The organism is Bacteroidales bacterium MB20-C3-3, assembly GCA_035609245.1.
Classification (GTDB): domain Bacteria; phylum Bacteroidota; class Bacteroidia; order Bacteroidales; family UBA932; genus Bact-08.
The window spans coordinates 1,093,611-1,106,276 of the sequence record CP141202.1; the positions used below are offsets into that span (position 1 = coordinate 1,093,611).

Below are 12,666 nucleotides of genomic sequence, written 5' to 3' on the forward strand. Positions count from 1 at the left end.
TATTTACTTACCAAACATTGACACTATTGTTTTAAATTTAACTATTATTTGTTCGTTACACAGGTTGCCTATACTCCCTTCGTGAGTATGGGCAACTCTCTTTTCTGCCTTGAATCGGCCTTGATTAACCTCTTCACCCACCTCCCTGTAGGCATCTCTGAAAGGGGTCCCCGATATTACCCTCCTGTTGACCTCTTCAACAGTAAAGAGGTAGTCATACTTTTTATCATCCAGAATATCCCTTTTTATTATCATTTTCTTGAGCATAAAATTTGTCATCTCAATAATGTCAACAACAACTTTAATTGAGGGAAACAAAACCTCTTTCAGGAGCTGAAAATCCCTGTGATAACCGTGAGTAAGGTTTGTGGTCATCATAGTTATTTCATTGGGCAGGCTCTGCAGCCTGTTGGAATGCCCTCTTATAAGTTCCCATACATCAGGATTTTTCTTATGTGGCATTATGCTTGACCCCGTTGTAACATCATCCGGGAATGAGATAAAGCCATAATTACCATTCATAAAAAGTATTGAGTCAGAGGCCAGTTTATTCAAAGTGGAAGCAATTGAAGATATCGCAAAAGCCAGACTCTTCTCTGTTTTCCCCCTGCTCATCTGAGCAGCTGCTGAGTTATAATGCATAGTTCCAAATCCAAGAAGAGTAGTGGTCATCTCCCTGTCCAGTGGAAAGGAGCTTCCATATCCGGCAGCGGATCCCAGTGGGTTCTGGTCTGCTATATTCCAGGCCGACAGAAGGAGCCAGAGATCATCTGAGAGAGTCTCGGCATAACCGCCTAACCATAATCCTGCTGATGATGGCATGGCAATCTGGCTGTGTGTGTAGCCAGGAATCAGAATATCCTTATGCTCTTCACTAAGTGAGATTAGTGTATCAAATAATAGATCTGTCTGTTTGAGGACTCTTTTTATCTCACTCTTAAGAAATAGCTTAATATCTACAAGTACCTGATCATTTCTGGATCTGCCTGAGTGAATTTTTTTTCCTATCTCTCCTACCCGTTTTGTCAGGTTTATCTCAACCTGAGAATGAATATCCTCCACTCCATCCTCAAGAATAAAAAAGCCTCTCTTAACATCATCTGCCATTTTTTCAAGCTCCTCAACAAGAAGAGCAGCCTCGTCATCCGGCAGCAAGCCAATTGATGCAATCATATTGACATGGGCTATGGATCCCTCAATATCAAATCCTGCCATCTGCAAATCCAGTTCTCTGTCTTTACCAACAGTAAACTCACTGACTTTTGAGTCAGGATTACTCCCTTTGCTCCAAAGTAAACTCATCTCTTAAGATTTAAATTGTTTATGAAAGTCACATAACCCTTGATCCCCTCCCGCAACTCCTCAACTGTGACATACTCATCGGCCCTGTGAGAGCGACCGGAATCACCAGGCCCCATCTTTATTGCGGGGAGTGGCACTCTTATCCAGTCAGAAGTTGTAGGTGATACATATATTGGAAATCCGCATCTCCGGGCACACTCAATAAGTTGATGACCATCCGGTGTTTTTGAACACCTGTTCCCAAGCGACCTTGGTTTGAGGTCACTTTTAAGCAAATCTTCAAGGATATAAAATATCTCCTCATTAGAATACTGATCATTGGGTCTTATATCCAAAGTAAAAGTGCATCTGTCAGGAACTACATTGTGCTCTCTTCCGGCCTCTATCCTTGTTACACTAATCTTCACCTCTCCCATCAGAGGTGATACTTTGTCAAATTTGTATGAAGCTAATTTAGAAATATCTTCATGAGCAATCATAATTGCATTGACACCCTCATCTCTTGCAGCATGTCCACTCACACCCCTTGAAGTAGCATCAATAACAATCAAACCTCTCTCTGCTATGGCTGTCTCCATTTTTGTCGGCTCACCAATTACGGCACAGTCAGCCTTAGGTAACAGGGGATAAAGCATCTTCATCCCGTTAGGACCGGAATTTTCCTCCTCTGCACTGATTGCAAGTAATAAATTGAATGGCAAAACATTTTTTCTGAAATATAAGAATGTCTCTATCATGCTCACAACAGAGGCACCCGCATCATTACTGCCAAGACCCCGGATTACACTATTATCTGAAGATGAATTGAACGGATCAAATGTGTATGATTGAGACGGTCTTACAGTATCAATATGAGAGTTCAGCATTAGCAGAGGAGCCTCAGAATTATAAGGATAAGCAAGTGCCCACAGGTTATTGCCCACTCTGTTCACATCAACACCCTCCGCTCCAAGCTTTTTCTCTATCAAATCCGATAGAGCATCCTCCTCTCCGGAGTAAGATGGAATTGAGACCATCTCCCTCAGCAATCCTACTGCTTTAGCAGTCATTTGACTTAAAAGAGTATCTTTCATCAGAGTTTTAACATTGTTCCAGCCTTATGAGCAATGGCAGTCCACTCCTTTATATAAACCTCAGAGACCCCCTTTTCTAAAGCATAATAGGCATTATCCAACTTTGGAATCATACCGGCAGTCACTACACCCTCTTTTTTTAGCCTGTTGTAACCCTCCGTATTAATCAGCGGAATTACACTCTCTTCATTAGCCTGATCATACAACACACCCTTTTTTTCAAAACAATAAACCAATCTGGTGTAGTAATGATGGGACATAGCAATTGCTATTGATGAGGCCATTGTATCTGCATTGGTATTAAGCAGGTTCCCGGATTTCTCATAAGTTACAGGACAGAAAACAGGTGTTATACCTCTTCCTATCAAGCTACTTATGAATCCGGAATTTACCTCCGCCGGATTAACATCGCCCACAAAACCAAAATCAAACGGCTCAGGAGAGCGTCTTTTAGCTGGGACACAACCTGCATCAGTCCCGGACAGCCCAAGAGAATCGCAGCCAATTTTCTGAAGAGCGGCCACAATACTTTTATTTACCCATCCGGCATAAACCATTGTACAGATCTTCAGTGTCTCTGCATCTGTTACACGGCGGCCATCTTTCATAACTGTTTTTATCCCGAGAGTTGCAGACATTTCGCTTGCGAGTATGCCTCCTCCGTGAATAAGAATCTTTGGTCCCTCCATTTTGTTGAACATAATAAGAAACCTCTCCAGAGCCTCCGGATTATCTACAACATTCCCTCCAATTTTTACGACATTAAGGACTTTCATCTCTTCGATTTTTAAATATTTCTTAGGATCTCTCTTAACACAGCCTGAGCAGAGACAACTCTGTTTGAGGCTTGGTGAACAACAATGGACGAGGAGGAGTCTATAACCTCATCGGTAACTATCATATTCCTTCTTACAGGCAAACAGTGCATAAAAAATGCATCATCTGTTATTGCCATCTTTTCACTGTCAACTGTCCAGGATCTGTCCATATGTAAAACTTTCCCGTAATTTTTTCCGCTGTATGCAGACCAATTTTTAGCATACACAAAATGGGCTCCCTCATATGCCTTGCGCCAGTCGTACTCAATTTTAGCATTTCCTGTAAACTCCTGAGCCAGTTCATAACCCTGAGGATGGGTAATAACAAATTCGTACTCCGTACTATTAATCCACTCTGCAAACGAGTTGGCAACAGCCTGAGGAAGGGGTCTTGGGTGAGGAGCCCATGCAAGAACCACTTTAGGTCTTTGAACCCTTTTGTACTCCTCAATGGTGATAACATCCGCATAACTCTGAAGAGGGTGTCTTGTTGCAGACTCCATACTAAACACCGGCTTACCGGATAATCTTATGAACTGATTAATTATCTCCTCACAATAATCAGATTCTCTATTCTGAAGATTCGCAAAAGACCTCACTCCAATAACATCACAATAGCTTCCCATTACAGGAATAGCTTCAAGAATATGTTCAGGTTTGTCACCATCCATTATAACCCCAAGTTCTGTTTCAAGCTTCCATGCACCTTGATTAATATCCAAAACTATAACATTCATTCCAAGATTCATGGCAGCTTTTTGCGTACTAAGCCTAGTCCTCAGACTTGAGTTAAAGAAAATCATAAGAAGTGTTTTGTCTCTTCCCAGCTCCTTATCTGCAAATGGGTTTATTTTTACATCCCATGCCAGATTTAAGGCATGTTCCAATGTGCCTATATCACCTGCTTTTGTAAAATTTCTCATTGTATCTCCTTTTCAAGTTCTTTAAATGCTGTAATAAATTCATCTGCATCATTGATTGTGATATTTAGTGGAGGAAGAATTCTGATCACATTACTCCCTGCAGATCCAGTAAAGACACATTTTTGGAATAGCAGTCTCTCTTTAATTTTTTCATAACCCTCCTTTAGCTCTATCCCTATCATAAGGCCTCTTCCCCTTATTTCAGATACCGAATTACAACTGCTTAACTCTTTTGAAATATATTCGCCAATTTTAACGGCATTATCCATAAGATCCTCCTCTTCTATAACGCTAAGAACAGCCAGAGCTGCTGCGCATGCTAAATGATTCCCCCCAAAAGTGGTTCCAAGCATACCTGCCACGGCTCCAATTTTGTGAGAAATAAGAACTGCTCCAACAGGGAAACCGTTTCCTATTCCCTTTGCAGCTGTTATCATATCCGGCTTTATACCCGAATACTGATGTGCAAAATACCTTCCTGTTCTTCCACAGCCACTCTGAACCTCGTCCAGAATAAGCATAACCTTATGTTTATCACACAGCCTTCTTAAGTCAGTCAGGAACCTGTCATCCGGCATTATTATACCGGCAACTCCCTGTATCCCTTCGATAATTACAGCAGCATACTCCCCCTTTGTAAGTTCTCTCTCTGCAAGAGAGATATCGTTAATCGGGATAAATGTCACCTTGTTTGTTCTGTTAAAAGGGGCCCTAATTGCCTTGTTATCTGTAGTAGCCACAGCTCCTGAGGTTCTTCCGTGAAATGCCCCTTTGAATGCCAGAATCCTGCTCTTTCCTGTTTGAAAAGAGGCAAGTTTCATTGCATTCTCATTTGCCTCGGCACCGGAATTACATAAGAAAAGAGAATAATCATTGCACCCTGAGACCTCTCCCAGTCTGGCTGCATATTCACTCTGCAGAGAATTAGTAACTGAGTTTGAGTAGAAACCAAGTTTAGCAACCTGGTCTGATATAGCCGAGACATATTTGGGGTGCGAATGCCCTATTGATATCACAGCGTGCCCACCATACATATCTAGATACTCCTTACCCTCTTTATCCCATAATCTTGCTCCGGTTCCCCTGGTTAGCTCAACAGGCCACAATTTGTAAACTTCAAAATTCTTCATCTTTTTAAAATCCTATTCCCTTTAATTTCAGAGCTCTATCCACAGGAAGACCCAGCATAATATTCATATTCTGAACTGCTTGTCCAGAGGCTCCTTTTAGAAGATTGTCTATAATTGATGTAATATGTATATACTTTCCATGCCTCTCTATATGAAGCATTGCTTTGTTTGTATTAATTACCTCCTTAAGACAGATATCCTCATCTGAGATAATTACAAAAGGAGAGGCTGAGTATCTCTCTTTGAACAACTCTTTTATAGCGTTGATATCGTAGCTCTCTTCAACCTCTGTGTAAATACTTGCAAGAATTCCTCTGGTAAAATCACCCCTGAGAGGGACCATGTTTACAGCCGGAACCTTCCTGCCTGCAAATCTGTCAAGCGTCATTCCAATTTCAGCAAGGTGCTGATGAGTAAATGGCTTGTAAATTGATATGTTATTCTCTCTGTAGCTGAAATGAGATGTGCCGGAGAGTGCTTTTCCAGCTCCGGTTGATCCGGTGATTGCATGAACATGAGACTCGTTTTTGAGTAGTCCGGCTTGAGCAAGTGGTGCAAGGGCAAGATTTATTGAAGTTGCAAAACAGCCGGGGTTTGCAACAAATCTTGCTCTGGAGATCTCTTCGAATAGCAGTTCTGATAATCCATATACAAAATGATCTTCTCCCCATTTTCCATCAAGTCTGAAATCATTTCCAAGGTCAATAACCTTGCACTCCCCGGAGATTTTTTCAGCAGAGAGAAATTGTCTTGAAAGGCCGTGACCCAGTGCCATAAAAAGAACATCGGGATCTCCCAGGCTATCTGTAAAAGTAAGGTTACACTCCCCCAGAAGGTCTCGGTGAACACTTGAGACTTTTTCACCTGCAGAAGTTGTGCTTATCAACCACTTAAGCTCAATATCCGGATGATTCAACAATATCCTTATAAGCTCACCCCCTGTATATCCGGTCGCCCCGGCAATTGCCACCTTAATCATTTTTATGTACTGAATAGTAGATTTTTAGAGGGTTCGCAAGAACCTTGGTAAATCCTATGACATCCTGGCCGGTAAAAGATTTATTCATCTCTCCATACTGTCCAAAAGCCGAGTTCATCAGATCATATTCTGAACTGCAGCCAAGAACTGAGAAATGATACGGACGAAGCTCTACAGAGACCTCTCCGGTTACAGAGGTTTGTGTATCTTCCAGAAAATTCTCTATGTTTCTTGCTAATGGATCAAGGTATTGTGCTTCATGCATCAGCTGACCATACCATCCTGCAAGCTGATCTTTCCAGTATAGCTGACCCTTAGTCAGAGTATGCTTCTCCAGAAGATGATGCGCCTTTATTATTATCATTGGAGCAGCCGCTTCAAATGCCACTCTCCCTTTTATGCCGATTATTGTATCGCCCACATGAACATCTCTTCCCACTGCATAGGATCCGGCAATTAACGCCAGCTCCCTTATAACCTCAACAGGCGAAAGTGATTTTCCGTCAAGTGAAACAGGCTCTCCCTTCCGGAAACCAATTTTAACTATAACAGATTCGCGCTTTTTAAGCTGAGACGGGTATGCGTTTTCTGGCAGAAAACCTTCTGCAGTAAGGGTCTCTACACCTCCTATACTTGTTCCCCACAGGCCCTGATTAATTGAGTATTTAGCCTTCTCCCATGAGAGTTCACAGCCGTGCTTTGCAAGATACTCTATCTCCTGTGCTCTTGTTAGTGAAAGTTCCCTGATAGGCGCTATAATCTCAACACCGGGAGCCATAACCTCAAATACAAGATCAAAGCGCACCTGGTCGTTTCCGGCTCCGGTGCTTCCGTGAGCTACATATTTGGCATCAACTCTCTTTACCTCTTCAAGAACTGCAAGTGCCTGAAAAATTCTTTCAGAACTTACAGAGAGAGGGTATGTTCCGTTTTTAAGGATATTACCAAATATCAAATACTTTATACCCTTTGTGTAGTATTCCTCAACAGCATCAATGGTTTTGTGTGATGTTGCTCCCAGTGAAATTGCTCTCTCCTCAATTTTCTGCTCCTCCTCTTTTGTAAATCCACCGGTATTAACCATTACAGTATGAACCTCAAGACCCCTCTCTTTAATAAGGTAAGGAACACAGAACGATGTGTCCAGCCCTCCGCTGAACGCCAATACAACTTTTTCTTTCATCTTGGATGACATTTTATAGTGAGAAAAGTGAAATAATTTTTCCTAACGGAGTTCTCTTTGCCGATTTATATTCCGGATCAAAAAGCAATCCTGTACAGAGGCACATTTTATGATTGTTTCTCTGGAGGATGTCATAGTTTCTGCAACCTTCACAGCCCTTCCAAAAATCCGGATCCTCTGTAAGTTCAGAAAATGTAACAGGGCGAAATCCCAGTTCATAGTTAATCTTCATAACAGCCAGTCCGGTTGTTATACTGAAAATTTTTGCACCCGGATAAAGCCTCCTTGATAGCTTAAAAATTCTTGTCTTGATTTTCCTTGCCAGTCCTGTATTTCTATGGGAGTGGGCTACAATAAGGCCGGAGTTTGCCACAAATCTGCTATGACTCCATGTCTCTATATATGAAAAGCCTACAGCCTCACCATTCTCAATGGCTATTATAGCCTTTCCATCACTCATCTTTTTGGCTATATATTCAGGAGATCTTCTGGCAATACCTGTACCACGCTCTTGCGCAGATACATACATTAGTTCGCAGATTTTTTCTGCATACACAGTATGGCTCGAATCGGCCACTACAATGCTGACACTCATTCTGGTGTAAAATGTAAAAAATGTGGATACTGGGGTTAATATGAAGGTAAGAAACCTTCCGGCAATCTTAAGCAGATTGTTTTAAGGCCACTTGGGCACATCGTCGGACGTGTCTGTGTTTCTTGCTTAAATTGATATGACTGCCTGTTGAATTCATATGGGTCGCAAAGGTAAAAGAATAATTTATATTTTTCATATCTTTGAAAGATTAACTGAAACTTATTATGGAAATAAAGGAAACCAAACCAAAAGGGCTACCTGAAAACGCATACAGAGAGCTTAAAGAAGGCGAAGAGTATAAACCACTTATGTCCCCGGAAAAATCATATCCGGAGGTGACTCCGTGGTCTGTCTCGATGGGTATACTTATGACAATAATTTTTTCTGCTGCTGCTGCCTATCTGGGTCTGAAAGTCGGGCAGGTTTTTGAAGCTGCTATTCCTATTGCAATTATTGCTGTGGGTATCTCAGGCGCACTTAAGCGCAAGAATGCTCTTGGTGAGAATGTTATTATACAATCCATCGGGGCAAGCTCTGGAGCAATTGTAGCGGGTGCCATATTTACCCTTCCTGCTTTATACATACTTCAGGCAAAATATCCTGAACTTACAGTTGATTTTGCAAAAGTTTTTATGAGCTCCCTGCTTGGAGGAGTTCTGGGAATATTATTTCTAATCCCTTTCAGAAAATATTTTGTAAAAGAGATGCATGGAAAATTTCCTTTTCCGGAAGCAACAGCTACAACTCAGGTACTTGTCAGTGGAGAGACCGGTGGCAAAGGAGCAAAGCTTCTGCTGATAAGCGGACTTATCGGAGGGGTTTATGACTTTGTGGTCTCTACTTTTGGGCTATGGTCAGAGGTGTTCACTTCAAGGGTTCTTCCTTTTGGGGAGGCTATTGCAGAGAAAGCCAAGGTTGTCTTCAAGATAAATGTTGGTGCTGCAGTCCTGGGGCTTGGGTATATAATAGGTCTTAAATATTCATTTATAATAAGCCTGGGATCAATGCTGGTATGGTTTGTTATCATACCACTTATGAACCTTGCCTTTGGTGATCAGGTAATAGACCTGATGAATGCAGGCCTGACAACCATTGTTGGAAATATGTCTCCTGAAGAGATCTTCAGAACATACGCCAGACATATTGGTATTGGGGGTATAGCAACTGCAGGTGTAATTGGAATTATTAAATCCTCCGGCATTATAAAATCGGCTTTTGGTCTTGCTGCAAAAGAGCTTTCCGGAGGTGCAAAGGGAGAAAAATCAACACTGCGAACACAACGCGATCTGCCGATGAAGATTATTGCAATAGGAATTATGCTTGCACTTGCAGCAACATTCATATTCTTCTACTTTGGAGTTGTGGATAACCTCTTCCATGCTGTTATAGCTTTGCTGGTTGTTGCAATCATTGCATTTCTCTTTACTACGGTTGCTGCAAATGCAATTGCTATCGTAGGTACTAACCCGGTTAGCGGAATGACCCTTATGACTTTAATACTGGCCTCAGTTGTTATGGTGGCAAGCGGTCTTACAGGGACAGCGGGAATGACAGCAGCTCTTATTATTGGAGGTGTCGTATGTACTGCTCTTTCTGTATCGGGAGCTTTTATAACTGACCTTAAAATTGGTTACTGGCTGGGAACCACTCCTGCAAAACAGCAGCAGTGGAAATTTCTGGGAACTCTGGTAGCGGCTGCAACAGTAGGTGGTGTTATGATGATTCTTAACAAAACATATGGGTTTGTTGGAGAACATGCACTTGTTGCCCCACAGGCCAACGCAATGGCGGCAGTAATAGAGCCTTTGATGTCCGGAGGTGGAGCGCCATGGGTTCTTTACGGGATTGGAGCAATTATTTCAATTGCCCTCACATTCTTTGGAATTCCTGCACTTGCATTCTCTCTTGGGATGTTTATCCCTCTTGAACTCAATCTTCCCCTTCTTGCCGGTGGAGCTATTGCCTGGTTCGTCTCAACAAGAAGCAAAGATGATGCGCTGAATACTGCCCGTAAAGATAGAGGGACTCTGCTAGCATCAGGTTTTATTGCCGGTGGTGCCCTTATGGGAGTTGTAAGTGCAGTGCTTCGTTTTGGAGGAATAAACCTGCTTAACACAGAGTGGATGGAATCAAACGGAGGAGAGCTTCTTGCACTTGGAATGTATCTTCTTATAATATTCTATCTGGCCTGGGACAGTCTCAGAGCCAAAAGAGAGGACTAATTATATAATCTGATATGGAAGGAAACTACATAACCGCTTTTGCGCTTACGCTATTTGCAGGTCTCTCAACAGCCATTGGAAGCGGTATTGTACTTCTGTACAAGAAGTTTTCACCCAGATTTCTTGCTGCTTCGCTTGGATTTTCAGCAGGAGTAATGATATTCATATCTCTTGTTGAACTCTTCCCTGATGCACAGAAACAACTGGGAACTCTTTATGGTGAAAAGCCCGGTAACTTTTATGCACTTATTGCATTCTTTGGGGGTATAGCCCTGATTGCAATCATTGACTACCTTGTGCCCTCTTATGAAAACCCTCACGAACCGGGGGATTTATCTATCACAAAAGTTAACGGAGAAAACAGAGACAAAGGGTTGATGAGGCTTGGGTTTATGTCTGCTTTTGCTATTGCCATTCACAATTTCCCTGAGGGAATTGCCACTTTTGTCAGTGCAATGAATGATCCTGCTCTTGGTGCAACAATAGCAGTTGCAATTGGTATTCACAATATCCCTGAAGGAATTGCAGTTGCTATTCCAATATACTACGCAACAAAAAGCAGGAAAAAGGCTTTTTGGAACTCTCTTCTTTCAGGATTGGCTGAGCCACTTGGTGCTGTTTTTGGCTATTTTATGCTCTCATATTTTTTCCACGAATCATTTATGGGGGTAATTTTAGCAGGAGTTGCAGGTATCATGGTGTACATTTCACTTGACGAACTTCTGCCTACTGCAGAGAAATACGGAGAACACCATCCTGCTATTATTGGTGTAATTGCCGGTATGGCTGTTATGGGTCTAAGCCTGCTTATAATGTAACGGCACCGTAAATTAATTTTGATAACAACATACTTTATTATGAAAGAGAAAGTTTTAGAGAAATTTCTGAGATATATTTCAATTGACACAGCATCCGATCCCGAGTCAGAAAGCCAACCCAGCACTTCAAAGCAACTTGATTTGTCCAGGCTGTTGGTAAAGGAGTTAAGGGAGATGGGTATAAATAATGCTGAACTTGATGAATGGGGCTATGTAATGGCTACAATCCCATCAAATCTTCCGGAGGGTGAGGATGTCCCTGCAATTGGATTTATTGCCCATGTGGATAGTGCTCCTGATGCTTCTGGGGCAAATATAAAACCTCAAATCATTAAAAGCTACGATGGCTCTGACATTATTATTAATAAAGAGTTAGGCTTTGTAATGAAGGTTGATGATTTTCCCGAACTGCTTAAATATAAGGGTCAGACTTTAATTACAACAGACGGCACCACGCTCCTGGCAGCTGACGATAAGGCTGGTGTAGCCGAGATTATGACTGCTGCAGAATATATCATGACCCATCCGGAATTTAGCCATGGGACAATAAAAATCGGCTTTACTCCTGATGAAGAGATAGGAAGGGGTGTTGACAAATTTGATGTGGAAAAATTTGGAGCGGAGTTTGCGTATACTCTAGATGGAGGCGAGATTGGAGAATTAGAATACGAGAACTTCAATGCCGCCTCTGCAAAGATTTTTATTCAGGGAAGAAATATCCATCCCGGTTATGCAAAGGATAAGATGATTAATGCAATAATCCTCGGCACTGAACTTAATGCAATGCTTCCTGTAGATCAAAGGCCTGAATACACTACAGAATACGAAGGTTTTTTTCATATTATCAGATTTGACGGAACTGTTGAAAAAGCTAATATCCAATACATAATCAGAGATCATGACTTTGATAAATTTGAGTCAAAAAAGGTTTTGATTAGTCAGTGTGTTGATTTTCTAAACAAGAAATATGGTGATGGCACTTTTTCTCTTGAACTGAAAGATCAGTACTATAACATGAGAAAACAGGTTGAACCTCACTATCATATTATAGAGAAAGCAGTTGAAGCAATGGAGATGGCTGGTATCAAACCTAAAATTAAACCAATAAGAGGTGGGACTGACGGAGCCAGACTCTCGTTTATGGGTCTCCCTTGTCCAAATATATTTGCAGGCGGGCATAACTTTCACGGTAAGTTTGAGTATATCCCTGCAGAGAGTATGGAGAAAGCAACAGAGGTAATTATTAACCTTGTCTCACTATACTCAAAAGAAATTAAAAAGTAATTAATATAATTCAACAAATCATGTTATTAACAACAACATCCACAATAGAGGGTAAAGTAATTGAACATTACTACGGACTTGTTTCCGGAGAGACAATAATAGGGGCTAATATTATTCGCGATCTCCTTGCCGGTATCAGGGATATAGTTGGCGGAAGATCAGGCTCATATGAACAGGTATTAAAGGAGGCCAAGGAGGAGTGTCTGAAAGAGATTACTGCACAGGCTACTGCTATGGGAGCCAATGCGATAATTGCTATCGACCTTGACTACGAGACAGTAGGAGGTTCAATGCTAATGGTTACAGCTGCCGGAACAGCTGTAAAATACAGATAGAAAA

General features: G+C 41.6%; 12 protein-coding genes. 4 read left to right on the top strand and 8 right to left on the bottom strand.

The annotated features are described in order from the left end of the window. Nucleotides 1-3: 3 nt before the first annotated feature. The 8 genes from argH to U5907_04990 are packed head-to-tail and all read right to left on the bottom strand — an operon-like array spanning nucleotide 4 to nucleotide 8,003. A complete protein-coding gene (argH, locus tag U5907_04955; GenBank protein WRQ33994.1) occupies nucleotides 4-1,302 on the bottom strand; it encodes an argininosuccinate lyase in 1,299 nt (432 codons plus the stop codon). After that, on the bottom strand, nucleotides 1,299-2,375 hold the full coding sequence (locus tag U5907_04960; GenBank protein ID WRQ33995.1) for a M20/M25/M40 family metallo-hydrolase: 1,077 nt from the start codon (nucleotides 2,373-2,375) through the stop codon (nucleotides 1,299-1,301). Before U5907_04960 ends, argH begins: the two co-directional genes overlap by 4 nt. After that, entirely contained in the window at nucleotides 2,375-3,151 is a 777-nt protein-coding gene (argB, locus tag U5907_04965; GenBank protein ID WRQ33996.1) for an acetylglutamate kinase, read from the bottom strand. The genes U5907_04960 and argB overlap by 1 nt, the downstream gene beginning before the upstream one ends. 11 nt (nucleotides 3,152-3,162) lie before the next feature. After that, nucleotides 3,163-4,116 (bottom strand): acetylornithine carbamoyltransferase, encoded by a 954-nt coding sequence (locus U5907_04970; protein ID WRQ33997.1) that lies wholly within the window; start codon nucleotides 4,114-4,116, stop codon nucleotides 3,163-3,165. Continuing rightward, a complete protein-coding gene (locus U5907_04975) occupies nucleotides 4,113-5,246 on the bottom strand; it encodes an aminotransferase class III-fold pyridoxal phosphate-dependent enzyme (GenBank protein WRQ33998.1) in 1,134 nt (377 codons plus the stop codon). Before U5907_04975 ends, U5907_04970 begins: the two co-directional genes overlap by 4 nt. A 4-nt stretch (nucleotides 5,247-5,250) precedes the next feature. After that, entirely contained in the window at nucleotides 5,251-6,225 is a 975-nt protein-coding gene (argC, locus tag U5907_04980) for an N-acetyl-gamma-glutamyl-phosphate reductase (GenBank protein WRQ33999.1), read from the bottom strand. Then, nucleotides 6,218-7,408, bottom strand: a complete 1,191-nt coding sequence (argG, locus tag U5907_04985) for an argininosuccinate synthase (GenBank protein WRQ34000.1) — start codon at nucleotides 7,406-7,408, stop codon at nucleotides 6,218-6,220. The genes argC and argG overlap by 8 nt, the downstream gene beginning before the upstream one ends. A 13-nt stretch (nucleotides 7,409-7,421) precedes the next feature. Next, on the bottom strand, nucleotides 7,422-8,003 hold the full coding sequence (locus U5907_04990) for a GNAT family N-acetyltransferase (protein ID WRQ34001.1): 582 nt from the start codon (nucleotides 8,001-8,003) through the stop codon (nucleotides 7,422-7,424). 224 nt (nucleotides 8,004-8,227) lie between these two features. Between U5907_04990 and U5907_04995 the strand changes: the two genes are divergently transcribed. From U5907_04995 to U5907_05010, 4 genes are read left to right on the top strand one after another with little or no spacing between them, the layout of a single operon-like run. Continuing rightward, nucleotides 8,228-10,225, top strand: coding sequence for an oligopeptide transporter, OPT family (locus U5907_04995; protein WRQ34002.1), 1,998 nt, complete (start codon nucleotides 8,228-8,230; stop codon nucleotides 10,223-10,225). Nucleotides 10,226-10,239: 14 nt separating this feature from the next. Next, complete coding sequence (gene zupT, locus U5907_05000) at nucleotides 10,240-11,043, top strand: zinc transporter ZupT (GenBank protein WRQ34003.1); 804 nt, start codon at nucleotides 10,240-10,242, stop codon at nucleotides 11,041-11,043. A gap of 39 nt (nucleotides 11,044-11,082) precedes the next feature. Continuing rightward, nucleotides 11,083-12,327: a peptidase T gene (gene pepT / locus U5907_05005; protein ID WRQ34004.1), complete on the top strand. Its 1,245-nt coding sequence runs from the start codon at nucleotides 11,083-11,085 to the stop codon at nucleotides 12,325-12,327. 20 nt (nucleotides 12,328-12,347) lie between these two features. Continuing rightward, nucleotides 12,348-12,662: a YbjQ family protein gene (locus tag U5907_05010; protein WRQ34005.1), complete on the top strand. Its 315-nt coding sequence runs from the start codon at nucleotides 12,348-12,350 to the stop codon at nucleotides 12,660-12,662. The last annotated feature ends 4 nt before the right edge of the window (nucleotides 12,663-12,666 follow it).

Excerpts from the sequence above, each read along its gene's own strand:
- argH (WRQ33994.1), bottom strand. The coding sequence starts at position 1,302 with ATGAGTTTACTTTGGAGCAAAGGGAGTAATCCTGACTCAAAAGTCAGT.
- U5907_04960 (WRQ33995.1), bottom strand. The coding sequence starts at position 2,375 with ATGAAAGATACTCTTTTAAGTCAAATGACTGCTAAAGCAGTAGGATTG.
- argB (WRQ33996.1), bottom strand. The coding sequence starts at position 3,151 with ATGAAAGTCCTTAATGTCGTAAAAATTGGAGGGAATGTTGTAGATAAT.
- U5907_04970 (WRQ33997.1), bottom strand. The coding sequence starts at position 4,116 with ATGAGAAATTTTACAAAAGCAGGTGATATAGGCACATTGGAACATGCC.
- U5907_04975 (WRQ33998.1), bottom strand. The coding sequence starts at position 5,246 with ATGAAGAATTTTGAAGTTTACAAATTGTGGCCTGTTGAGCTAACCAGG.
- argC (WRQ33999.1), bottom strand. The coding sequence starts at position 6,225 with ATGATTAAGGTGGCAATTGCCGGGGCGACCGGATATACAGGGGGTGAG.
- argG (WRQ34000.1), bottom strand. The coding sequence starts at position 7,408 with ATGAAAGAAAAAGTTGTATTGGCGTTCAGCGGAGGGCTGGACACATCG.
- U5907_04990 (WRQ34001.1), bottom strand. The coding sequence starts at position 8,003 with ATGAGTGTCAGCATTGTAGTGGCCGATTCGAGCCATACTGTGTATGCA.
- U5907_04995 (WRQ34002.1), top strand. The coding sequence starts at position 8,228 with ATGGAAATAAAGGAAACCAAACCAAAAGGGCTACCTGAAAACGCATAC.
- zupT (WRQ34003.1), top strand. The coding sequence starts at position 10,240 with ATGGAAGGAAACTACATAACCGCTTTTGCGCTTACGCTATTTGCAGGT.
- pepT (WRQ34004.1), top strand. The coding sequence starts at position 11,083 with ATGAAAGAGAAAGTTTTAGAGAAATTTCTGAGATATATTTCAATTGAC.
- U5907_05010 (WRQ34005.1), top strand. The coding sequence starts at position 12,348 with ATGTTATTAACAACAACATCCACAATAGAGGGTAAAGTAATTGAACAT.